The following is a 24,193-nucleotide window of genomic DNA, read 5'->3' as shown; positions in this document are numbered from 1 at the left end:
CAAAATTACAAAATAACTTTTTATTTTTTCAAAGAATTCTATTAATTTGTGAATTGTTTAGCTTTCTAATGGTTTGAAAAACAACAAAATATAAATGCCTTTACATAAAATTATTCATATTACCGAAACCACAACGGCGTACTTTTGGCATATCACCGAAGACGTAACTTCGTTATTTAGAGCCGTTTCGTTAAAAGATACATCACTTTTTCGTTTAGAAGGGATGAAATCATCAGCCCATCAAAGAGGATTTTTAGCCGTTCGAATGTTACTACAACATTTGGGTTATACCGATTATGATTTAACATATGATGAAGCCGGAAAACCGCATTTGAGTGATGAAAAAAACATCTCTATTTCGCATTCGCATGAATTTTCATGTATTTGTATTAGTGATGAATTGATGGGAATTGATTTAGAAAAACTCAAAGAAAAAACTTTGAAAATCGCACCTAGATTTATGAATATTAAACATTTAGCAAATATTTCTAAAGAACAACAATTACAAAAAGCAACAGTTGTTTGGGGAATAAAAGAAGCAATATTTAAAATAAAAAACGAAAAAGGAATAAGTTTTCCTAATCATATTTTCGAAGATGAATTTGACTTATCTGATGCTACATGTGCTGCTGAGTTAAAATTTAATAAGCAAATAGAAAAGTTTAATATTCATTTTTATTCTGTAGAAGATTATATCTTTGTCTGCGCAATCCCTAATTGAAAAAATGGCAATTTATCAAGATATAGTTCAAGCCAAAAAAGAAAATAAAAAATTATTGGCTATTTTAATTGATCCTGAAAAGGTTACAATTAAAGAATGTTTTGATTTGTCAAAAAAAATAATAAAATCACCAGCCACACATGTTTTTGTGGGTGGAAGTACTTTTAGCGGAGCGCATTTAGACGAACTCATTTCAATTATTAAAACCACAACTAAGTTACCGATTCTAATTTTTCCTGGACATCCTTCCCAAATTTCTAATGAAGCTGACGGCATTCTATTTTTAAGTTTGCTTTCAGGCAGAAATCCAGAATACTTGATTGAACATCACATCAATTCGGTAGATATATTGGCAAAATCTAATTTAGAAATTATTCCAACAGGTTATTTGCTAATAGACGGAGGAAAAGAAACTGCTGTTCAACGCGTAAGTCAAACCTTACCTATTGAGCAAGATAATGTTGATTTGGCATACAAAACCGCAAAAGCAGGTGAGTTTTTAGGTAAAAAGTTAATATATTTAGAAGCTGGAAGTGGCGCTAATCAGCATGTTTCGTTAGAAATGATTCGCTACGTAGCTCAAAATATAAAAATTCCATTGATTGTAGGTGGTGGAATTCGTTCAATGAAAACCATTCAAGAAGTGTATAATGCTGGAGCTGATTTGGTTGTGATTGGAACTGCTTTTGAAAATGACACCAACTTTTTTAATTTATAATCATGCTCGATTTTTTAATCAATCAATATAAAGAAGCTTCATATATGCAAATTTCATTAGAGTTTGTGGCTTTTGTATTTGGGATTTTGAGTGTTTATTTTGCTAAAAAAGAAAATATTTGGGTGTATCCAACGGGTTTGATTTCAACTGTTATTACAGTTTATTTGTTGTATCAAGCAAAATATTTTGGTGATATGACTATGAATTTTTATTATTCGATAATGAGCATTTATGGGTGGTATAAATGGACAACAAAATCAACCGAACCCGATTTGTTAATTTCAAGAACAACGACCAAAGAAAAGGTAATAGGTTTTGGATTGTTTGTATTTACAATGATTGTCACGTATTTAGTCTATGTTTTTTTTGATTACAAACTTGAAATTCCTAATTATATTGATATTTTTACATCTGGAATATTTTTTACAGCCATGTGGTATATGGCTTTGAAAAAATTAGAGAGTTGGACATTATGGATTATAGGAGATTGTATCGCAGTTCCTTTATTTGCTCATAGAGGCTTAGGAATGCTGTCGTTGCAATACTTGATTTTTACAATTTTAGCCGTTATGGCTTATTTACAATGGAAGAAAACTTTAAACAGCTACCTACAAGCATCATAAAAATTGCAATGTATGGCCCAGAAAGCACGGGTAAAACTACACTTTCAAAACAATTAGCCGCACATTACAATGACGAGTGGATTCCAGAATTTGCTCGCGACTTTTTACAAGAAAAATGGGATAAAAACAAAGAAATTTGTACAGAAGAAGATTTAATTCCTATCGCAATTGGTCAAGTAAAATTAGAAAATGAGGCGGTTTTAAAAGCCAAAAAATTCTTGTTTTGCGATACGAATTTATTGGTTACCAAAGTTTTTTCAGACATTTATTACAATAGATGTGATGCAAATTTAGAACAAGCAGCACGAGAACATGAGTATGATTTAATCTTTCTTACTAATATCGATGTGCCCTGGGAAGCAGACGATTTACGCGATAGCCCAGATGATAGAGAAATTACATTTGGAACATTCAAAAAAGCAATAATTGCTAATAGAAATCCGTATATTAAACTTAAGGGTGATGTTGCATCAAGATTTGAAAAAGCAGTAAAAATTATAGATGAATTGGTTCTTGCTAAACAATTGGGCTTTACTCCATCGGATTATGTGGCAATATACCAAAAGAAAATACCCGTAGAAACGATTCAAAAACAATTACAGTTTTTTAAAGACGGAATTGCTAAAGTAAATTTAGTGCGTTCTGCAGTAAAAAACGATGGAATTTCGACATATTCTGAAGAAGAAATTAAAAATTATATTCATTTTTTCGACGAAAATAAACAAAATTTAGACATTCAAAAGTTTGTTCCCGCTTCTGGAGCTGCGAGCCGAATGTTTAAGTTTTTGTCAGAATTTATCAATGAATTTGATGTAGAAAATGATACAATCAATTCATACATAAATCATAATAAGTGTACTGAATTATCGGTTTTTTTAGTAGGATTAAAAAGTTTTCCATTTTATCCAGAGTTAAAACTAAAAACGATAGAATTTTACCCAGATTATTTTCAAAAAGAACGTGAAGAACGAAACTATCTTTTAATAAAAACATTGCTTTCAAAAGAGCATTTTGATTTTGCAAACAAGCCAAAAGGAATCTTACCTTTTCATCAAAAAGAAGATAAAATAGTTTCTCCCATTGAAGAGCATATAAAAGAATCGATTTTCTATGAAGTACCTAATAGAAAATCAAAAATTCATTTTACCGTTTCACCAGAACATCAATCTTCATTTGAGGAAATTACAAAACTACACGAAAATGTCGAAGTTACCTTTTCATTTCAACAAGAAACAACAGATACTTTAGCAGTTAATAACGACAATACTCCTTTTAGAAACGATAGAGGTGAGTTGGTTTTTCGTCCAGGTGGTCATGGAGCTTTGATTGAAAATTTGAACCAACTTTCATCAGATATGATTTTTATAAAAAATATTGATAATGTGTCTCAAAATCATATAGTTGATATTGTAAAATATAAAAAACTTTTAGGTGGAATTTTATTCAAATTACAACAGCAAATTTTTACTTTTTTGCACGAATTAGAAAACGAATCTGTTTCAATTGAAAAAGTAAACGAAATTAAATTGTTTGCACAAAAACAGTTGCATATTATTTTTTCAAATGATTTTGAAATGTATAAAAAATCGTTTCAAATTCAGTATTTATTTAACGAATTAAATCGACCAATTCGCGTGTGTGGAATGGTTAAAAATGAAGGAGAACCTGGAGGAGGCCCTTTTTGGATAAAAGATGAAAACGGAAAAATTTCCTTGCAAATTGTTGAAACATCTCAGATTGATTTAAATAACGAAAAACAAATACAAATTGTAAATGAGGCCACACATTTTAATCCGGTTGATTTAGTCTGTGGTGTTAAGAATTACAAAGGTGAGAAGTTTGATTTGACACAATTTGTAGATGAAAATGCAGGCTTCATTGTTTCAAAAAACAAAAATGGGAAACCATATAAAGCCTACGAATTGCCTGGGCTGTGGAATGGTGCTATGGCAAAATGGTTAACGCTTTTTGTTGAAGTTCCATTGGTTACTTTTAACCCTGTTAAAACTGTAAATGATTTATTAAAGCCAGCGCATCAACCCGAAAATAATGGATAAAGAAGTTTTACTTTCTGAACTGAAATTTAAAGCCGTTAGAAGTAGTGGAGCAGGTGGTCAAAACGTAAATAAAGTGTCTTCTAAAGTGGTTTTGAGTTTTGATTTAGTCAACTCTTTGGGTTTAACTCAAGAAGAAAAAGAACTTTTACTAGCTAAAATTTCAACTAAATTAACGCAAGAAAATATTCTTATTCTTACAAGCGAAGAAGATAGAAGCCAACTCAAGAATAAAGAAGTAGCGGTTAAAAAATTCTTGAAAGTCATTGAAAACGGTTTAAAAATTTCTAAAGAGCGAAAAGAAACTAAAATTCCGAAAGCAGTTAAAGAAAAACGTTTACAACAAAAAAAGTCGACCGCTTCTATTAAAGAAAACAGAAAGAAACCTAATTTTTAAAAAAGACAAGAACAATTTCAAATTCAAAAAATAATCAGTGTAAAGAAAAATGTTTGAAATTGATTTTGTACTTGAAATTGATTTTTTATTTAATATCTTTGCGACGTCTCAAAGGGGTGCTCAAAATATCGAGCTGAGATCATACCCATAGAACCTAGAACAGGTAATGCTGTTTAGGGAATTGACAGTAATAAAAGTGCACGTTTATTAGTGTCAAAGAGTATCAAATTTAATTTTTAACCAAGAGTAATTGCCCCTTTTATTCGTAACTATTTTACGAATGAAAACTTTATCTCAAAAAAGTACAAGGCACAAAGTGCGAAGTACAAAGACTTATTTAAGTCTATCATTTATTTTCTATTTTCTATTTTCTTTTTCTCAAGAAATTCAAAAAGACACTACAAAAACAACCGAATTGAAGGAAGTCATGGTTTCTTCTGTTAGGGCAAAAGGCCAAAACCCAATTACACATTCTAATGTTTCTGTAAAAGAAATTTCACCAAGAAATCTAGGTCAAGATATTCCTGTTTTATTGCAATATTTGCCTTCAGTAGTTACCACAACGGATGCTGGAAATGGGGTAGGGTATACTTACATGAGGGTTCGTGGTTCAGATGGTTCTCGAATCAACGTTACTTTGAATGGAGTTCCTTTTAATGATAGTGAAAGTCAAGGGACATTTTTTGTGAATCTACCCGATTTTGCTTCTTCATTAGAAAGTGTTCAGTTACAGCGTGGAGTAGGAACTTCAACAAACGGAGCCGGAGCTTTTGGTGCGAGTTTAAACATGCAAACTAAATCGTTTCAAGAAAAAGCCTATGCTGAGGTTTCAAATTCTGTAGGAAGTTTTGGAACCCGAAAACATACTTTAGCTTTTGGAACAGGTTTGCATAATCATTTTGAAATGAACGCACGTATTTCAAATATTGTATCCGAAGGATTTATTGATAGAGCTTCATCTAATATGTTTGGCTATTTTTTTAATGCAAATTATATTACCGAGAAATCACAAATAAAATTTTTAGCTTTTGGAGGAAAAGAAAAAACCTATCAAGCATGGTATGGTATTGAAGATGTTGATAAATTAGAAAACGACCGCACATTCAATCCGGCAGGAATGTATACAGACGAATTTGGGAATGTACAATTCTATGATAATGAAACCGATAATTATTGGCAAAATCATTTTCAGTTGCATTGGACAGAAAAATGGTCGGAAAACTGGATTTCAAATGCGGCATTGCATTACACCATTGGGAAAGGATATTTTGAGCAATATAAAGAAGATGAAACATTAGCCGATTATGATTTACCCGATTTTGGAGGAAATTCAATTTCAGATTTAGTTAGAAAACGTTGGTTAGACAATGATTTTTTTGGAACTACTTTTTCATTAAATTATAAAACTTTGAAAACAGATTTTTTATTTGGTGGAGCAGCAAATCGTTATTTAGGAAAACATTTTGGAGAAGTAATTTGGACGCAATATTACGTGCCAAATGCAAATACATATTATGATAATTTTGGAAATAAAGACGATATAAATTTCTATACCAAAGCATCATACAATATTATAAACAAGCTGAATTTATTTACAGATTTACAATACCGAATGGTGTTTTATGAAGCAACAAGTGTTAAGTTTTCTGATGTAAATGATACATTTCGATTCTTTAATCCAAAAGCGGGTTTAAGCTATCAATTGAATAATAAAAATTCATTTTATGGTTATTTTGGAATAGCAAACAAAGAGCCAAGACGTGATGATTATGAAAACGGAAGCGTAAAACCTGAACGTTTGTTGGATTATGAATTAGGCTGGAAATATAATTCTAAGAAATTAAAAGTGAATGCAAATGCATTTTATATGAACTACAAAGACCAATTGGTTTTAACAGGAGCTTTGAACGATGTAGGCTCGCCAGTTTTTACCAATAGTGGAAAAAGTTATAGAGTAGGATTGGAAGTTGAATCTTCTATTGTCATTACAAAGCAATTAATTTTGAATCCAAATGTAACGGTTAGTCAAAATAAAAATCAAGATTTCTACTTTCAACGAGATGGAATTTTGCAAAACTTAGGTGATACAGATATTGCTTTTTCTCCAAATTTAATTCTAGGAAATCGTCTGACTTTCATACCAATTAACAATTTTCAGATTTCGGTTTTATCCAAATTTGTAAGCGAGCAATACATGGGAAATATCGATTCAGAAAAATCAAAATTAGATGCTTATTTTGTTAGCGATTTGAATATAAACTATGAATGGAAACTTAATAAAACAATCAAGTCAATTGTTTTTTCAGGATTAGTGAATAATATTTTCGATTTAGAGTATGAATCAAATGGTTATTTCTATACCTATGATGATACTTGGTCTGGACCAACACCAACCACAATAGAAGGAACAGGATATTATCCACAAGCAGGAATTAATTTTCTTGTAGGAGCTAGCTTAAATTTTTAGAAAATAAACAATAAAAAAAGCCTGAAAGTTATGCTTTCAGGCTTTTTTTTAATTGTAAACACGTAAATTAAAATCGTCTAACTGTTCTACTCTATATTGCTTCATAGGATATTCCATGCCTGATGCTTGACCAGAAAACAAACTATAAGAAACATCATCACAAGGACAAATAGCATTAATTCCATTCAAAGTCATGGTAGAACAACTGCTTAAGGCTTGATTAGGGCAAGCGGCATCAAAAGCAACATAGCCACTACCTGTATTAAAAACAAAAACACCTCTCACCCCTGTATTTCCAGCATTAATATAAACAGCATTACTTGGAAATTTTAAACTGTTGTATTGCGGCAAGTTCATGTTAATGTTATATGTAAAAGCATAATTTGGCAAATAAGGGTTTTTGTTGTTGAAATTCTCCTTATCACAACTAAAAAAAACGGCGACTAAAACCAGTAAAATATATTTTTTCATAGAATTATTAGATATCAATTGTAAAACAAATTTAATTAATTACTTTTGACATACATTAAACAATGTCATAAATTAATATTAAAAATAAATTACTATCTTTGTGAAAAGGAATCCCATCAGGTGGGATTTTTTCTATTTATATAAACGATGAAGTTATGAGTACAGTATCTTATTACACCGCTGAAGGATTAAAAAAATTAAGAGAAGAATTAGAACAACTTAAAAGTATAGAACGTCCAAAAGCATCACAAGCCATTGCAGATGCAAGAGACAAAGGTGATTTGTCTGAAAATGCTGAATATGATGCAGCAAAAGAAGCACAAGGTTTACTTGAAATGAGAATTTCTAAAATGGAAGAAATTGTTTCTAATGCACGTTTAATTGATGAATCACAATTAGATTTATCGAAAGCTTTGGTTTTGTCTAAAGTGAAAATTAAAAACCAAACCAATGGTATGGAAATGACTTATACTTTGGTTGCAGAAAGTGAAGCAGATTTAAAAACTGGTAAAATTTCAGTAACGTCTCCTATCGGAAAAGGTTTACTTGGTAAATCTGTTGGAGAAATTGCCGAAATTAATGTGCCAAACGGTGTGTTAAAATTTGAAGTATTAGAAATTACAAGAGACTAAATTATGTCTAGTATTTTTACTAAAATAGTGAATGGAGAAATTCCATGTTATAAAATAGCTGAAGATGATAATTATTTAGCTTTTTTAGATGTAAATCCAAATGCAAAAGGACATACACTTTGTATTCCAAAACAAGAGATTAATAAAATCTTTGATATGGAAGAAGAGCATTATTTAGGATTGATGAGGTTTTCAAGAAAAATTGCAAAAGCAGTTGAAAAATCGGTTGAGTGCAAACGTATTGGTATGGCAGTTGTAGGATTAGAAGTGCCTCATGTTCATGTACATTTAATTCCGCTTCAAGATATGGATGATATGCGTTTTCAACGAAAAACAAGTTTATCAGCTGAAGAGTTTCAAGAATTAGCGAAGCAAATTGCTTCTAATTTATAATAAAAAGCACCTTTTCGGTGTTTTTTTGTTTAAACATAGCCATGAAATACATAATTAGTCTTTTATTTTTTCAAACCATTCTTTTTTCACAAGTTAAAAGTATTTACGCATCCGTTGAAAAGCAAATGCGCCTAATACCTGAACTGCAAACAAATTCAGCGCAGGAAATTGCAAGTTATATTCAAGCAAATTTTAAAGGCGAAGAACTGCAAATAAAAGCAGCTTATTTTTATGTGATTTCAACTGTTTCTTATGACGTTACTCACAATTTTTCTACAGAATTATTTAGTAGCGATGAAGATTTCGTTACAAAAACCATTTCAACAAAGAAAGGGGTTTGTATTCATTATGCTAAATTTTTTAAAGCTATAATAGATAAATTAGGTTATCAATGCCAAATAGTAACAGGTTATACAAAGCAAAATAATCAGATTGGTAAATTATCACATGCTTGGTGTGCTATTAAGATGCAAGATAAAAATTGGTATGTGTTTGATCCAACTTGGGATTCAGGTTATGTAAAAAACGAAAAGTTTGTCCGAAATATAGTTTCTAAGCATTTTAAAATGTTACCTTCAATAGCAATTTTATCGCACATGCCTTTTGATTATTTGTGGCAATTCACAAAAGAGCCTATTACTAATCGCGAATTTTATAACGGAAAATCTTTTGATGGAAAACCCAAAATAAATTTTGATTATCAGCTAGAAATTGACAACTACTTAAAATTATCAGAAGTTGATAAAGCATTTGAAAGTTCAGAAAGAATTCAAGAAAATGAGATTTTAAACGATTTAATTTTGGAACAATATAATTACATGAAAAGTGTATTTAATGTTTCAAGAATGAATAATAACGTTGAAAAATTCAATGAAATTGTTGAAGAATACAACGTAGCCATTGTGTTATTGAACGATTTTATAATTTACAGAAATAAAGAATTTACACCATTGTATTCAGACACAATTCTTTTAGAAATGATTCAAACTCCAAAAGAACGTTTAGAAAATGTTCAGAAAGAGTTTTTTGTTTTAGGAAGCATAGGGAAAGAAAACGCATCAACTTATAATTCATTAAGAGGTTCAATTTCCGAAACAGTTAAACAAGCACAAGAGCAATATAATTTTGTAAAAGAATATATATCAAAAAGCAAAAAAGAAAGAAAAAAAATGTTTAGAACCGTTACTTGGTTTGGACTTCCAATTAAATAATTTTGACTTTCTTAAAACTCATTTGCATGGTAGTTCCTTTGCCTATTTCAGAATGAGCTACTTTTATCCTTCCTTTGTGATACTCTTGAACAATTCGTTTTGTTAACGATAGTCCTAATCCCCAACCTCGTTTTTTAGTGGTAAATCCAGGCTCAAAAACTTTACTAAATTGATTCTTCGGAATTCCTTTGCCGGTATCGGTAATTTTAATTTTAACTACATTTTCTAACTCCGCAATATTGATATCTAAATGTCCCTTGCCTTTCATAGCGTCAATAGCATTTTTGACCAAATTTTCAATAGTCCAGCTATGTAGCGCAGGGTTTATTGCTACAAGAATAGGATGATCAGGTGCCGAAAAGCTAAAAACAACTTGCTTTGAAACCCTAGATTGTAAGTAATCGACCGTATGTTTCGTGTCTTCAATAATGTTTCGATTTTCTAATGCTGGTTCGCTTCCAATTTTTGAAAAACGATCGGTTATGGTTTGTAATCTGTTGATGTCTTTTTCGATTTCGGTAACAGTACTTTCTTCAATATTTTCTAATTTTAAAATTTCTAACCAACCAATTAATGAAGATAAAGGTGTGCCAATCTGATGTGCTGTTTCCTTTGCCATTCCAGCCCAAAGTTTATTTTGTGTAGCCATTTTGGTGGCTTTATAAAAATTATAAACCACAGCACCAAACAAAATAATAATCAATAATAATGCAACAGGATAATATTTCAACTTGTTTAATAAAGGTGAATTTCCATAATAAACTAATTGATAGTTCTTGTTGGAAAGCTCCATTTTTATAGGTTGATTGTCGTTTTTTATTGAATTAAAATAGTTTTTTAAAGCAATACTATCTTTTGTGATTGTTTCTGCAATGTTATTGTGACTGATGATTTTTTCATTACTATCAGTAACAATCATCGGTATAGAAGTGTTGTTGCTGATTATTTGAAATGGCAATTCAATGTCCGTATTCTCGTTTGCGTTGGCTAGTGTTTTTTGAGCTGTAGCCCAAAATTCCATTTTAGCTCGCTCTTCGGTTTTAAAAATCTGGAAAAAGTTATAGGTATTCCAAAGTATTAAGATTACAATGAAAAAGGAAGCAATAATGATAAACCAACGGGTAATATTTCGCCTTTCTGAAAACTGCATGTATCAAGATTTGATGTAAAAATACTAAAAACCATTTTAAATTTGATACTTGTTCTTGTAATTGAACTTGTAATTGTTTGTTATCTTTGTAAAAAATAGTTTCAGTATGTTAAGCATCGATCCAAAAGAAATAGCACCAGCAAAATTACAAGGATATTTACAAAGTGCAGTTGCGCCAAGACCCATCGCTTTTGCCAGTACTATGGATAGTAATGGAAATCCAAATTTATCGCCTTTTAGTTTCTTTAATGTATTCAGTTCAAATCCACCGATTTTGATTTTTTCACCAGCAAGACGTGTGCGTGATAATACTACAAAGCACACATTAATTAATGCTCAAAACACAAAAGAAGTAGTGATTAATGTAGTGAATTATGACATTGTGCAACAAATGTCGTTATCAAGTACAGAATATCCAAATGGTGTAAATGAGTTTGAAAAGGCTGGATTTACAATGCTAAAATCAGATAAAGTAAAACCATTTCGTGTAGCTGAAAGTCCGGTGCAATTTGAGTGTAAGATTAATGATGTAATTGCATTAGGTGACCAAGGCGGAGCAGGAAATTTGGTAATTTGTGAAGTAGTAAAAATTCATATCAACGAAGCTATTTTAGATGCAAACGGAATGATTGACCAATACAAAATTGATTTGGTTGCCCGAATGGGAGGCAATTGGTACAGTCGTTCCAATCTAGGTATGTTTGAAGTTGAAAAACCATTGACGACTTTAGGAATAGGAGTGGATATGATTCCTGATTTCATTAAGGAAAGTTCATATTTTGATGGAAATGATTTAGGGAAATTAGGTAACATAGAAAATATTCCAACCGAAGAAGAAATTGCTATATTTGTAAAAGAAAATTTTGAAGTCAAAGCGGTTTTAAGTGCGGATGATATGGATACAAAATTTCAAAAAGCAAAAGAATATGTAGATAATGGAAGAGCTATTGACGCTTGGAAATTATTATTAGCAAAAAAATAAATTTAAGTATTATGGAAGTTTTAGGAAGAGTAAGATTAATTAATCCTGTACAACAAGTTAGTGCTTCTTTCAAAAAAAGAGAGCTTGTAGTAACTACAGAAGAGCAATATCCTCAACACATTTTGATTGAGTTTGCACAAGACAAAACCGATTTGTTAAACAATTATAATGTTGGTGAACAAGTAAAAGTTTCTATCAATTTGAGAGGAAGAGAATGGGTTAATCCACAAGGAGAAACCAAGTTTTTTAACTCTATCCAAGGTTGGAGAATTGAAAAAGTACAAGCAGAAGCACCAAGTGCACCTCAAATGCCACCAATGCCTGCTTCAGAAGCTTTTGAACCTGCGACAAACTTCAAAGAAGAAGAACACGACGATTTACCTTTCTAAAATTTAGAATTTTGAATTTAGAAGTCAGAAGTTTTATAATTTCTGACTTTTTCTTTTTCTAAATTCTAATTTCTGAATTCTAAATTTAAAGAGATGTATTATTTAACCCAAGAATTATATTTCCCATCAGTAGAAACAGCTTCGCCTGAAGGGATTGTTGCGGTTGGAGGCGATTTGTCTCCAGAAAGACTTGTATTGGCATATAATTCAGGAATATTTCCATGGTTTGAAGATGACGAACCTATTTTGTGGTGGAGTCCGTCAGAACGAATGGTTTTGTTTTTTGAAGATTTAAAAATTTCGAAAAGCATGCGAAATGTTATCAATCAGAAAAAATTTAAAGTAACTTTTAATACCGCATTTAGAGAGGTAATTCTTAATTGTAAAAAAATAGCTAGAAAAGACCAACCAGGCACTTGGATCACAGATGATATGGTGGAAGCGTATTGTAATTTACACAAATTAGGTATTGCAAAAAGTGTTGAAGTTTGGGAAAATGAGGAACTAGTTGGCGGTTTGTATGGTATTGATTTAGGTCATGTTTTTTGTGGTGAAAGTATGTTTTCAAAAGTGTCAAATGCCAGTAAAATGGCTTTTATTGCTTTAGCAAAACAGTTGGAGATGGCAAATTATCGTTTGTTAGATTGCCAAGTTTATAATGATCATTTAGCGAGTTTGGGATGTGTAGAAATTGATAGAGAAGATTTTTTGATGGTGTTGAAGGCTTAAAACCTAGGCAACGTTCTTACATACAATTCCTCCACTTTTTTTCTTGCCCAATCTGTTTTTCTTAAAAATTTTAGACTAGAATTTATGGATGGATTTTCTTTAAAACAGTTGATGTTGATTAATTCGGCTAACGTATCGAAGCCATAGAAATCTACTAATTGTTCTACAATTGTTTTTAAGGTTTTTCCGTGAAGTGGATCGTTGTTCATTTTTTATTTTCTTGTGAAACAATCTATCACATGATCATTGACCATGCCAGTGGCTTGCATGTGAGCATATATTACAGTTGAGCCTACAAATTTGAATCCACGTTTTTTCATGTCTTTACTCAAAGCGTCAGAAATTGGGTTTGTGGCTTTTACCTCGCTTAAGTTTTTTGGTTGGTTGTCAATTGGTTTTCCATCAACAAAACCCCAAATATATTTTGAGAAACTTCCAAATTCTTCTTGCACTTTTATAAATGCTTGTGCATTGGAAACCGTTGCTTTAATCTTTAATTTGTTTCTAATAATTCCTGCATTTTCTGCTAATGTTGCCATTTTTTCTTCCGAATAATTAGCCACTTTAAGTAAGTCGAAATCATCAAATGCTTTTCTAAAATTTTCTCTCTTAGCTAAAACAGTGTACCAACTCAATCCAGCTTGAAACGTTTCTAAAATCAAAAATTCAAAAATAGTTTCGTCATCATAAACTGGTTTCCCCCATTCGTTATCATGATAATCGCGGTATAAATCGTCTTTTTCGCACCAAGCGCATCTATGTTTAGTTGCCATGTTTTTCTTTAGCTAAATAATTGTCAATTAAATAATGTCCGAGGTAAATAAAGGGTGTTAAACAAATGGCAATTCCTAGTTTAACAGAATATCCTGTGAAAGCAGAAGCTACAAATGTTTCTCCGTTTATTTTCCCAGGTAACCAAAAGGCAATTCCTAATACAATGAAACTATCAAATAATTGAGAAATTATTGTTGAACCTGTACTTCTCAACCACAGCATTTTTTTTCCAGTTCTATTTTTTACAAAATGAAAAATAGTAACGTCAATTAATTGTGAAACTAAAAAGGCGGTTATACTTCCCACTATAATCCACATGCTTTGTCCAAAAACGGCATTAAATTGTTCGTCTGAAATTAATCCATCGCCTTTTACAGCAGGAATTTGAAGTCCAATTAGTAATAGAAAAAAAGTATATGCAATTAGACCAGCGGTTATAAATGACAGCTTTTTTACTCCTTTTTCACCAAAATACTCATTGATTAAATCAGTGGTAATAAAAACAATTGGCCAAGGTAAAATGCCTAAGCTCATAACGGTGTTACCTACATGAATTAATTTTCCGCCAATCAATTCCGCAACTAATGCGTTGGTGATGAAAATACCAGCTAATACAACGTAAATGATGTCTTTTTTTCTTTGAAACATTTGTTTTTAGTAATCGCCTTCTTCCATGTACATTTCTTCATCATACATCTGGAATGCGTCTTTTATTTTTCCATGAAAAGCTCTTGAATGATTGTTGTTTAAACTTTCGTCAATAGCAGCATTTATGATTGGATTAATGTCTTTTTCTTCTAAAAATGTTTTTGGTGTAAGTTTGTAATAACCTTTTAAATTTAATTTGTTTCCATCATTTATAAATGCAATTCCAGTGACTTTTTCTTGCTTGGTGTTGTAATCATCTTCGTCAATTTTTAATTTTTTGAAGAAATAATAGGTTATTTTTTTACCGTTATAAACTACATCTTTTGTTTGATAAAATGAGATAGAATCTTTTTTCGCATCAATATTTTCAAAATAAATTATAGCCGCTTCAGCAATTGCATTATTGTCAAATTTTTCTAAATAACTATTCTGTTTTGTGTGATATAGCATCTGAAAAGCGGCAAATTTTGTTTTTTCATTGCCAATCATACTGTTTGCAGTTGCTTCGTCTAAATTGTGCGTTTTTTCTAATTGAACTTTTGCGAAAGCTATATTTACTTCTTCAATGTCTAATTTTCCAGCTTTTTCAAAAAGTTGAGCAATGTCTTTTTCGTTTTTAAAAGGATACAAAATATGAATGTAACTTATAAAATCACTAGAAGGCGCATACATGTCTTCATAATAATCTTCCTCATCTTCATCTTTTATGTCTTGTTTGTTTTTCCAACTTGATAAACGTTTATATTCTAGTTTTGCATTGGTTAAAATCATTTTTTTGAATGATTTAAGCTTTTTAGAATTTCCAAGATTTTCTTTTAAAAGATTATCTGTAAAATCTACAATTGGAGTGTGGTATTCTTTGATGCTGTAAAATTGAAAAATATCTGGAAATAACACTTGGCTGTTTTCTAAATCATCTTCAAAATAGCGGAATAGGCTTGTGATTTCGTATTCGTCGTCCGAAATAGGTAAATCATATTCTAATAATTCCTGAATTTTTTTGTAACCTTCTTTACTCTCTTGGAATGTTAATGCTCTTAAAACAGCAAATTGAATTACGGTATTTACATTTTCTTTTTTGTAAATGCTTTCTAAATATGGGATGATTTCAGGAGATTTTATACGACCAATTTTCTCATATAATTCACCTAAAATTTCTGTTTCATCATCTTTAAATTTGAATGTTGATAAGAACGTTTTAAACTTTGGTAAATCTTCTTTTTCAACAGATAAATAGTGAATAGATTTTAAAGCAGAATATCGAATACTATCGTGCTTGCTTCTTACATCTGTTAGAAATAAATCTAATTTATTATCAAATACACTTTCTGTAAATGTTGTGTCCTTAAGGGTAAGAGAATTGAATGTTTTTTCTACAAAAGCATCATCGTTATTGTAGTTTTTATCAACTAGTGTTTTTAAGGTATAAAATGTACCATCTTTAAAAACAGCTTTGTGTTTGATAGCTTGTTTAGAATCTTTTTTAGATACTAAAGCCTCAAAAGTGTATGTTTTTTTGTTTTTGTCTTCAGATTTTTTTTCAGATAAAATGGTTAATTTTTCATCTTGTTTTCCAAATAGAGTTTCATCCCAATCAGAAATTGCATAATCTAAAGCGTCATTTTCTTTGTCTAATGAAATGTCCGCATCTATTACAGAAATAGCAACATCATCTAGACCTGCATCAAGATAATTGTTTTTGTAATCTTTTGTGATTTGTTTTTTATAACCTTTCCAAATTGAATCTATGCTTTTTTCAGTTTCATATTTGTGGTATTGATAAAACGACAATTCCACGATTGATCCATTGGCACCTAAAAATTGATAATTTTTATTTTTTGAAACAAAGTGATTCTTTTTCTTTGCGCCAATATTATAATCGCGTTCAATTAAGAAGTCTAAGTGTTCGTTTTGTTTTTTTGGTATTTCTATAGAAAAATGTGCTATAGAATCGCTATAAGTTTTGTATTCTTCGGTTGCAATCGAAGGTTTTAATTGGAACGAATTGAAAAATTTCGAAGTATTTGCTTCAGACGCATTTACTGTACCAAGTAGATAATATTTGTTTCCTTTAAGCAATGATTGTAACGCGATTTTTTTATCACCTAATTTTGATTTAGAGGTAAAGATAAAATGTTCTTTATTAAACTTTGTTTCGGTTGAATCTATTTCGTGTTGTGTATAAAATTCATAGTGAATACGTTTTAATTCAAATTCAGAATCTTCTAAATTGTCATTTTCTTGTAATGTTTTTTCTAGTAAAAAATAATGAGAGTTGTCTTTTTCTTCATAGCCAAAGATAGACATGTCGGTATTGTCTTTTAGGTTTTCTTTGTTGCCACTGTATGATAAATAGCTTGGAAATTGTACTTCAAAGTTTCCTTTTCTTGGTGTAATTGTTTCCCAGTTTTCACTGCCAGATTTGATGATAATTTTTGAATAAACTTCTTCCTCATATTTTCTCACATAATCACCTTCACCACCCATAATTACTGCAATTATTTCTAGTGGAGTAATGTAGTAGCGATAGTGTTGAGCGTTACCAGTTTTTGTTTTGTTCTTAATATCGTAAACCCAATAATTTTTTTCTTTATACGCTTTTTTTTCTAAAATATCGCCTGGAATATTTTCATAAAATAAACTATCTAAAGTCTTTGGATTGAATGCTTTGTTGTTTTTGTTTAAGAAATCTTTTAAAACATTTCTTTTTACATTTATAAAACCACCATTTACTAAATCAGGAGATTCTAAATCCTCGCCAGTTTCAAGTACAACTTCAAAAAGTGGAATTGAAATTGTTTTATCAGCTGTGGTTTTGGTTTTTAATTCAGGTTTAGTGAAATATTCTTCAATTTGTTTTTTGCTGTTTTTTCCTTTATCAGTATATGCATCAAAAATTGGTGTTACGGTGTATCCTTTTTTTCTAAGTAATTCAATTACACCATTTTGACCTGGAAGGTGAGCCGCTCCAATTGCGCTAAATAAACTTCCTGTTTTCATGATTGAATCCATGCTTTTTACCATCACTATATTACGGTCAAAAAGCATAGCTTTTAAATAAGCTTGAGGAGAACTTAAATTAGATAATGAGTCAATCATATCTAAATCTTTTTCTCTGTAGAAATCAGTTAGTGCTTCGTCGTAAGATTTATTTTTTAAAAGTTTTAAAATTGCTTGACGGTTTTTATCAACTTCTGTTTGGTCCATGTTAGCTTGCGCTTTCATGATATTAAGCGTAGATGTTTTAACGTCTTCTAATCCAACAGTTTTTTTGTTGTATTTTCTTCCTGTACGATAAATAAACATGTCAAGATAGGTTTCTTCTTGATACTCTTTATTCATTTCATTTGTTCGAGTAAGTAAGCTTTCTAAATTATAGTTAGTGCTTCTAAACAACGAATATAAATCATCTTTCTCTAATGGATTGATATAAAAATTTGTGTAAAAAGAACCTCTATTTGCGTAATTACTATAGAAACTAAACAAGTCAAATAGTTCTGTCCAAGTTCTAGGTTCGCTTTCATTGGCAATAATATCTGCATTTTGTAAATGAGTAAAAAATGCGTCAGATAAGTGATATGAAACTTTATCGCTTACGTGCATTGAACCATAAACATATGATTTTTTTTGTAAGCCATTTCCGCTAATTTCCCACAGAAGACTTTGGTATTTTTTTTCTTGAGCAAAAAAAGATGAACTAATCAGGACTAAAAGAAGAGCAATTTTTTTCAAAGTAAATATTTTTGTTTAGTTGTTTCAAATATACATTTTTTTGCAAATAAAAAAACCTTAATTCCTGTTAAAGAATTAAGGTTTATATGTTTTGTTTAGAAAGAGATTATCCTAAAGCAACTCTACTAAATCCAGTAACAGTTAAGTTAGCATCAACAGATTTTATATAAGCAGCAACGCTCATAGAACCATCTTTGATATAATCTTGATTTACTAAAGTATTGTCTTTGTAAAAACGTTGGATTTTTCCTTTAGAAATGTTGTCTAACATTGCTTCTGGTTTACCTTCAGCTCTTAATTGCTCTTTAGCGATTTCAATTTCTTTTTCAATGATTGCAGCATCAACACCAGCTTCGTTTAAAGCAATTGGGTTCATTGCAGCAGCTTGCATTGCAACGTTTTTAGCAGCCTCATCAGCTCCAGCAACATTTGCAGATAAAGCAACTAAAGTAGCAATTTTACCAGCGTGGATATAAGATCCAATGAATGCACCTTCTAAACGCTCAAAAGCACCAATTTCAATTTTTTCACCGATAACTCCAGTTTGCTCAATTAATTTTTCAGCAACTGTAATTCCGTTAAAATCTGAAGCTAATAATTCGTCTTTAGTAGTGTAGTTTAAAGCTTGATTAGCTAAATCGTTTGCTAATTTTACGAAAGCTTCGTTTTTACCTACGAAGTCAGTTTCACAGTTTAATGTGATTGCAACAGCAGCTGTTTTGTCTGCGTTAACCACAGCAACAGCAGCACCTTCAGTAGATTCTCTATCTGAACGATTAGCAGCAACTTTTTGACCTTTTTTTCTTAAGTTTTCGATTGCTAAATCGAAATCTCCTTCTGCTTCCACTAATGCTTTCTTGCAATCCATCATTCCGGCACCAGTGATAGTTCTTAATTTATTTACGTCTGCAGCAGTAATATTTGCCATTTTGTATGTTTTTTTATTTGTTGTTTATAAAAGTAAAAATTCCAATTACTAAATCCCAAATTCCAATTTTACTAAATTGCTAACTAAAAGTTAGAACAAGTTTGGAATTTGGAATTTAATTCTTGGAATTAATTGATTTATGCTTCAGTTTCAGTTGCAGGAGCTTCAGTAGCTTCTACTTCTTTAGCTGGTAATTCATCTTTTTCAACTTTTCTATCAGAAAGACCTTCTACTAATGCAGCAGATACTAAAGATAAAATTTTATCGATTGATTTAGAAGCATCGTCATTTGCAGGGATAACGAAATCAATTGGACGTGGGTCCGAATTCGTATCAACCATTGCGAAAACTGGAATGTTTAATTTTTGAGCTTCTTTAATCGCGATGTGCTCAGCTTTAACGTCTACTACAAATAGAGCTGCTGGAAGTCTAGACATGTCAGCAATAGAACCTAAGTTTTTCTCTAATTTTGCACGTAAACGATCTACTTGTAATCTTTCTTTTTTAGATAAAGTTAAGAAAGTACCGTCTTTTTTCATTCTATCAATAGAAGCCATTTTTTTAACAGCTTTACGGATAGTAACGAAGTTTGTTAACATACCACCAGGCCATCTTTCTGTGATGTAAGGCATGTTACAAGCTGCTGCTTTTTCAGCAACGATATCTTTCGCTTGTTTTTTGGTAGCAACGAATAATACTTTTCTACCAGATGCAGCAATTTTTTTCAAAGCTTCATTAGCTTCTTCAATTTTAGCTGCAGTTTTATATAAGTTAATGATATGAATACCATTACGCTCCATATAAATGTAAGGAGCCATATTTGGATCCCATTTACGAGTCATGTGTCCGAAATGTACACCTGCTTCTAATAACTCTTTAACGTCAATTTTGTTTGCCATTGTGTAATAGTTTACGTTCCGTGATTAGCAATGTTCCGTTGGGCTTTTGGCTTTAGGCTTCATTTAGATGCTAAACTAATTCCCTTTTTACAAGGAATATCGACAACTTTGTTTTTAATTCAATTTTAATTGTAAAAATAAATCTGAAAATATATTCTGATAAATATCGAATATTAACGTTTTGAGAATTGGAATCTCTTACGTGCTTTTTTCTGACCGAATTTTTTACGTTCTACCATTCTTGGATCTCTTGTTAGTAATCCTTCTGGTTTAAGGATAGCTCTGTTTTCAGCCTCAACTTCACACATTGCTCTAGCAATAGCCATTCTTACAGCTTCTGCTTGTCCTGTTGAACCACCACCATAAACGTTTACTTTAACGTCAAAGTTTGATGCGTTCTCAGTCATAGAAAGAGGTTGCATTACTTTGTACTGTAAAGTAGCAGTTGGGAAGTAGTTACTAAATTCTCTTTTGTTTACAGTGATTTTTCCTGTTCCTTCTGAAACATAAACACGTGCAACAGCGCATTTTCTTCTACCGATTTTGTGAATAACTCCCATTACTTAAGATCGTTTAGGTTAACTGTTTTTGGTTGTTGAGCTGCATGTTTGTGCTCAGAACCAACATTTACATTTAAATTTCTGAAAAGTTGTGCTCCTAATTTGTTTTTAGGTAACATTCCTTTTACAGCTTTTTCTACTAATAATGCAGGGTTTTTTTGTTGCATTACTTTAGCAGTTAAAGTTCTTTGACCTCCTGGATAACCTGTGTGTCTGATGTACGTTTTGTCATCTAACTTGTTACCAGTAAGGTTGATTTTTTCTGCGTTGATAACAATTACGTTATCTCCACAATCAACGTGCGGTGTATAACTTGGTTTGTATTTACCTCTTAAAAGCATTGCTACTTTTGTAGATAAACGACCTAAGTTATGCCCTTCAGCGTCCACAACAATCCACTGCTTGTCTGCAGTTGTTTTGTTTGCTGATACTGTTTTGTAGCTTAATGTGTTCACAATAATTAATTTAAATTAAACATTCCATTCCCAATAAAGGGAGTGCAAAAGTACAATTAATTATTAGATTTGCAAATAGGGAATGCAAAATATTGTTTTGAAGTAGCTAACCATCTGTTATTATTGATTTTTTTTAGCTGTATAATTGCAAAAAATAGTGTATTTTTACTTTTTAAATTTTAAGAATGAAAGCAAAAGCAACCTTAAAACAAATTGCGAAGGAGTTTGAAGTGTCTATTTCTACTGTTTCTAAAGCCTTAAGTGATAGCCCTGAAATTAGTGAAGCGACTAAAATAAAAATTCAGGAGTATGCTAAATTGCAAAACTATAAACCAAATAGTATTGCTAAAAACTTAAAAAACCAACGTACTAATACTATTGGTGTAATTATTCCTAATATCCTAAATCCTTTTTTTGCGAAAGTATTTAGTGGTATTGAAAAAGCAGCTTTAGCTAAAGGATATAATGTTATTACCGGCATTTCTAATGAATCTTATGAAAAGGAAATGCAAGTAATGGATATGTTGAATAATGGAACTATTGATGGTTTTATTGTTTCTGTAGCCGAAGAAACGCAATCTGTGAAAGAATATCAGCATTTTAAAGATATTATTAATAGTGGAACTCCTATCGTAATGTTTGATAGAGTTGCTGAAACTATTGTTTGCGATAAAGTAATTGTTGATGATTTTGAATCTTCTTATGATGCCACTCAGCATTTATTGAAATTAGGAAGCAAAAAAATAGCATTGTTATCAACCATTGGTAATTTAAGTGTTGGTAAATTACGATTTGATGGTTACCAAAAAGCATTGGAAGAAAATAATATTAAATTGAACGATAAATTATTAGTTGTCGAAAATGAGATTGATTTATTTGATAAAAAATTAACTAACTTGTTTTTAAAGGAGAAAGTAGACGCTATTTTTGCTTTAGATGAGCATGCTTCTACAATGGCAATGAAATTGGCAATAAAAAAAGGAATAAAAATTCCTGAGCAATTAAACATTATTGGTTTTGCTGATGGCGTTTGGTCTAAAAGATTAACGCCAAGTTTATCTACTGTGAGTCAACATGCACCCGAAATTGGAGCCAAAGCGGCAGAGTTACTTATCAATAAGTTAAACACGAAAGACGAATTCTATCAGCACCAAACAGTTGTGATAAAAACAGAGTTGCGTCAGAGAGAATCTACTAGAAAACTATAATTGTTTGATCTTATCATCATTCCAAGTAATATAGCCTAAAATTGCATTAATCATATAGAATGAATATTTAATAGTATTTGCAATATTTAAAATAAAAATGCTTTGAATAATTTTAGATAAATTATACACTTGCCAAAGAAACCAGTTGTCTGGATAGCGCTTGATGTTGTTAAATGTTCCGCCAAAGGTTAATCCAGCTGGAAATGCAATTGACATGAAAAGTAGCCAATCTATTTTTTTAGGGGATAAATAGTAAAAAGCAATAAAATTCAAAGTTAAAGAAGTGACCATTCCCACAACTAAATTGCGGTAGAATGCAAAATCAATATCATTTAATCGATTGTCTTTTTTCCAATGATTGTATGATAAGTAATTGGCAACGATTGAAATAGGATAGGTTAAAATAGCGCCAATGTTTCCTAATAGATAATCAATTGTACCACTTAGTGTAGTATTAAAGGTGTGAATTAAATTGCCTAAATTGTTTTTCTTTGTGACTAATCTAGTCGCAATCATTGAAAATCCTACATTTATTATAGAGAAGAAACCCAGTGGAAAATAATAGGAAATATTATCCATTGAAAAATAATATCTGGTTTTGTGATAATCTAAAAAAATAGAACCAGAAATAACAATCAATAATCCTATTAAATCAAGATTTCTTCCGTTTGTGATTTTCTTTATTAGAGCAATTTGATTTCCCGATAATATGTTTATTGTCATTTATTCTTTGGTGAAGTTAAAACTCATGCCACTTTGTTTTAAAACAAAAGTGTTTTCGCCGAATACCATTTCTATTCCAGCGGATGCAAAGATAAATGTTTTTTCTGCTTTAAAAGTTAAAGGGAAAGCACTTTGTCCTGTTGCTTGTGCAAATAATTCACCATTTTTTTCAGAAATCGTAATTTTTAAAGGCAACTCTTTTGATGTGTAAGTTCCTGTAAACTTTGCTAATTCTGCGGCGTCTATTTTAGTAAATACAGGAAAAGGGAAAGGCATTTTATAATAAATGCTCAATACACCTATCATAATATCATTTCTATTGAAGTTATCGCCGTTAACAATTAATGAAACACCTAATTTTTCAGCAGGATAATAGCCTACAACTGCTCTAAAATTTTCAATTCCTCCAGTATGACCATAAAAACGACGCTCACCAAAAGGGAATTGTACTAATGCTTTTCCATAGCCGTCTTTAATTTCTTTCATTTGTTCTAATGAAGTTGGCTTAACTAATTTTCCTTCAAAAAGCGCATGCATAAAACGTGTTAAATCGGCAGGTGTTGAAATCATGGCTCCAGCAGAATAAGCAATAGAGTTTTCCCATTCTTCTACTTTTTCCCATTCAGATCCATTGAATGAATAAGAATAACTTTCTCCAACTGAAGTATTGATTTTTCCTTGTGGGAAATAAGTATTTGTTAGGTTGGCCTTTTTAACAATTCTTGTTTGAATATTTTCAGCGTAAGATTTTTTAGTAAGTGTTTCAATAATATAGCCTAATAAATTATAGTTCGAATTGCTATATTGGTGTTTTGTTCCAGGTTCAAATAATGGTTTGTAATCCGTTATTTTTTGAATCATTTCTTCTTTTGAATGGAATCGATAAATATTTTTAGCAGTAATGGTGTCGCCATTTATATAATCTACAATTCCAGTTCTGTGATGTAATAAATCATAAATCGAAATTTTTTCTGCATTTGGAATTTTTGGATAAAAACGATTCAATTTGGTTTGAAGAGTCAATTTTTTCTCTTCAATCAATTGCATAATCATTACTGCAGTAAAGGTTTTAGTAACCGATCCAATTTTATATTTGGTTTCTCTATTGGCTAGAATGTTTTTTTCGCCATCTGCATAACCATATGCTTTGTTAAATACTACATTTTCGCCTTCACGAATACAAAGTGAACCCATGAATTTGTTGTTTTGATTCAAATAAGTCAACAAGCTGTCAATTTTTTCAAAACGCTCTTGAGCAATTGAAGCCAACGAAAATGTCAATACAAAAAGGAAAAGTATTTTTTTCATGATTATCGATTTATCCTATTA

25 protein-coding genes are annotated in these 24,193 nt (G+C 30.9%); 13 read left to right on the top strand and 12 right to left on the bottom strand.

Annotated elements, in window-relative coordinates; all coding sequences use genetic code 11:
• Positions 1-94: 94 nt before the first annotated feature.
• The 6 genes from G4L40_RS00390 (at position 95) to G4L40_RS00365 (ending at position 6,980) form a co-directional block, all read left to right on the top strand.
• Positions 95-721, top strand: coding sequence for a 4'-phosphopantetheinyl transferase family protein (locus tag G4L40_RS00390; RefSeq protein WP_166234908.1), 627 nt, complete (start codon positions 95-97; stop codon positions 719-721).
• A gap of 4 nt (positions 722-725) precedes the next feature.
• A complete protein-coding gene (locus G4L40_RS00385; RefSeq protein ID WP_166234907.1) occupies positions 726-1,439 on the top strand; it encodes a geranylgeranylglyceryl/heptaprenylglyceryl phosphate synthase in 714 nt (237 codons plus the stop codon).
• Between the two features lie 2 nt (positions 1,440-1,441).
• Positions 1,442-2,062 (top strand): nicotinamide riboside transporter PnuC, encoded by a 621-nt coding sequence (pnuC, locus tag G4L40_RS00380; protein ID WP_166234905.1) that lies wholly within the window; start codon positions 1,442-1,444, stop codon positions 2,060-2,062.
• The gene (locus G4L40_RS00375) at positions 2,023-4,119 is read left to right on the top strand and encodes a DUF4301 family protein (protein ID WP_166234903.1); all 2,097 of its coding nucleotides are present in this window, start codon (positions 2,023-2,025) and stop codon (positions 4,117-4,119) included. Before pnuC ends, G4L40_RS00375 begins: the two co-directional genes overlap by 40 nt.
• Positions 4,112-4,513, top strand: a complete 402-nt coding sequence (gene arfB / locus G4L40_RS00370) for an alternative ribosome rescue aminoacyl-tRNA hydrolase ArfB (RefSeq protein ID WP_166234901.1) — start codon at positions 4,112-4,114, stop codon at positions 4,511-4,513. Before G4L40_RS00375 ends, arfB begins: the two co-directional genes overlap by 8 nt.
• A 280-nt stretch (positions 4,514-4,793) precedes the next feature.
• Positions 4,794-6,980 carry a TonB-dependent receptor gene (locus G4L40_RS00365; protein WP_166234899.1) on the top strand — a complete coding sequence of 729 codons (2,187 nt, stop codon included), beginning with the start codon at positions 4,794-4,796 and terminating at the stop codon, positions 6,978-6,980.
• A gap of 48 nt (positions 6,981-7,028) precedes the next feature.
• On the opposite strand, the gene G4L40_RS00360 is transcribed toward G4L40_RS00365, so the two are convergent.
• Positions 7,029-7,451 (bottom strand): Rieske (2Fe-2S) protein, encoded by a 423-nt coding sequence (locus tag G4L40_RS00360; RefSeq protein ID WP_166234897.1) that lies wholly within the window; start codon positions 7,449-7,451, stop codon positions 7,029-7,031.
• A 155-nt stretch (positions 7,452-7,606) separates the two neighbouring features.
• Between G4L40_RS00360 and greA the strand changes: the two genes are divergently transcribed.
• Genes greA through G4L40_RS00345 form a run of 3 tightly spaced genes read left to right on the top strand, consistent with a single transcriptional unit; the run spans position 7,607 to position 9,687 of the window.
• Positions 7,607-8,083, top strand: a complete 477-nt coding sequence (gene greA, locus G4L40_RS00355; RefSeq protein WP_166234895.1) for a transcription elongation factor GreA — start codon at positions 7,607-7,609, stop codon at positions 8,081-8,083.
• A 3-nt stretch (positions 8,084-8,086) separates the two neighbouring features.
• Entirely contained in the window at positions 8,087-8,476 is a 390-nt protein-coding gene (locus G4L40_RS00350; protein WP_166234893.1) for an HIT family protein, read from the top strand.
• 41 nt (positions 8,477-8,517) lie between these two features.
• Positions 8,518-9,687: a transglutaminase domain-containing protein gene (locus G4L40_RS00345; protein ID WP_166234891.1), complete on the top strand. Its 1,170-nt coding sequence runs from the start codon at positions 8,518-8,520 to the stop codon at positions 9,685-9,687.
• Here the strand turns inward: G4L40_RS00345 and G4L40_RS00340 are convergent.
• Positions 9,680-10,837 (bottom strand): sensor histidine kinase, encoded by a 1,158-nt coding sequence (locus tag G4L40_RS00340; protein ID WP_166234889.1) that lies wholly within the window; start codon positions 10,835-10,837, stop codon positions 9,680-9,682. The genes G4L40_RS00345 and G4L40_RS00340 overlap by 8 nt on opposite strands.
• Before the next feature lie 106 nt (positions 10,838-10,943).
• On the opposite strand from G4L40_RS00340, the gene G4L40_RS00335 reads away from it, so the two are divergent.
• The 3 genes from G4L40_RS00335 (at position 10,944) to aat (ending at position 12,937) form a co-directional block, all read left to right on the top strand.
• A complete protein-coding gene (locus tag G4L40_RS00335; protein WP_166234887.1) occupies positions 10,944-11,819 on the top strand; it encodes a flavin reductase family protein in 876 nt (291 codons plus the stop codon).
• A gap of 11 nt (positions 11,820-11,830) precedes the next feature.
• Positions 11,831-12,208 (top strand): DUF3127 domain-containing protein, encoded by a 378-nt coding sequence (locus G4L40_RS00330; RefSeq protein ID WP_166234885.1) that lies wholly within the window; start codon positions 11,831-11,833, stop codon positions 12,206-12,208.
• Between the two features lie 93 nt (positions 12,209-12,301).
• Positions 12,302-12,937: a leucyl/phenylalanyl-tRNA--protein transferase gene (gene aat / locus G4L40_RS00325; protein WP_166234883.1), complete on the top strand. Its 636-nt coding sequence runs from the start codon at positions 12,302-12,304 to the stop codon at positions 12,935-12,937.
• Here the strand turns inward: aat and G4L40_RS00320 are convergent.
• The 8 genes from G4L40_RS00320 to rplM form a co-directional block, all read right to left on the bottom strand.
• Positions 12,934-13,146, bottom strand: coding sequence for a VF530 family protein (locus G4L40_RS00320; RefSeq protein WP_166234881.1), 213 nt, complete (start codon positions 13,144-13,146; stop codon positions 12,934-12,936). The genes aat and G4L40_RS00320 overlap by 4 nt on opposite strands.
• A gap of 3 nt (positions 13,147-13,149) precedes the next feature.
• Positions 13,150-13,710, bottom strand: coding sequence for a DNA-3-methyladenine glycosylase I (locus tag G4L40_RS00315; RefSeq protein ID WP_166234879.1), 561 nt, complete (start codon positions 13,708-13,710; stop codon positions 13,150-13,152).
• A complete protein-coding gene (locus tag G4L40_RS00310) occupies positions 13,700-14,359 on the bottom strand; it encodes a queuosine precursor transporter (RefSeq protein ID WP_166234877.1) in 660 nt (219 codons plus the stop codon). The genes G4L40_RS00315 and G4L40_RS00310 overlap by 11 nt, the downstream gene beginning before the upstream one ends.
• Before the next feature lie 6 nt (positions 14,360-14,365).
• Entirely contained in the window at positions 14,366-18,091 is a 3,726-nt protein-coding gene (locus G4L40_RS00305; protein ID WP_166234875.1) for a TraB/GumN family protein, read from the bottom strand.
• Positions 18,092-18,197: 106 nt separating this feature from the next.
• Positions 18,198-19,019, bottom strand: a complete 822-nt coding sequence (tsf, locus tag G4L40_RS00300; RefSeq protein WP_166234873.1) for a translation elongation factor Ts — start codon at positions 19,017-19,019, stop codon at positions 18,198-18,200.
• Between the two features lie 137 nt (positions 19,020-19,156).
• On the bottom strand, positions 19,157-19,918 hold the full coding sequence (rpsB, locus tag G4L40_RS00295; RefSeq protein WP_166234871.1) for a 30S ribosomal protein S2: 762 nt from the start codon (positions 19,916-19,918) through the stop codon (positions 19,157-19,159).
• Between the two features lie 173 nt (positions 19,919-20,091).
• A complete protein-coding gene (gene rpsI / locus G4L40_RS00290; RefSeq protein WP_166234869.1) occupies positions 20,092-20,478 on the bottom strand; it encodes a 30S ribosomal protein S9 in 387 nt (128 codons plus the stop codon).
• On the bottom strand, positions 20,478-20,933 hold the full coding sequence (rplM, locus tag G4L40_RS00285) for a 50S ribosomal protein L13 (RefSeq protein ID WP_166234867.1): 456 nt from the start codon (positions 20,931-20,933) through the stop codon (positions 20,478-20,480). Before rplM ends, rpsI begins: the two co-directional genes overlap by 1 nt.
• Positions 20,934-21,118: 185 nt before the next feature.
• Between rplM and G4L40_RS00280 the strand changes: the two genes are divergently transcribed.
• A complete protein-coding gene (locus G4L40_RS00280; protein WP_166234865.1) occupies positions 21,119-22,141 on the top strand; it encodes a LacI family DNA-binding transcriptional regulator in 1,023 nt (340 codons plus the stop codon).
• Here G4L40_RS00280 and G4L40_RS00275 read toward each other — a convergent pair.
• Positions 22,136-22,864 (bottom strand): nicotinamide mononucleotide transporter family protein, encoded by a 729-nt coding sequence (locus G4L40_RS00275; RefSeq protein WP_166234863.1) that lies wholly within the window; start codon positions 22,862-22,864, stop codon positions 22,136-22,138. The genes G4L40_RS00280 and G4L40_RS00275 overlap by 6 nt on opposite strands.
• Positions 22,865-24,172, bottom strand: coding sequence for a serine hydrolase domain-containing protein (locus G4L40_RS00270; RefSeq protein WP_166234861.1), 1,308 nt, complete (start codon positions 24,170-24,172; stop codon positions 22,865-22,867).
• Between the last annotated feature and the right edge of the window lie 21 nt (positions 24,173-24,193).

This window comes from Flavobacterium celericrescens, from assembly GCF_011392075.1.
In the GTDB taxonomy this organism is placed as follows: domain Bacteria; phylum Bacteroidota; class Bacteroidia; order Flavobacteriales; family Flavobacteriaceae; genus Flavobacterium; species Flavobacterium celericrescens.
Note: the sequence above shows the minus strand (reverse complement) of the source record. Positions and strands in the feature narration are given on the sequence as shown.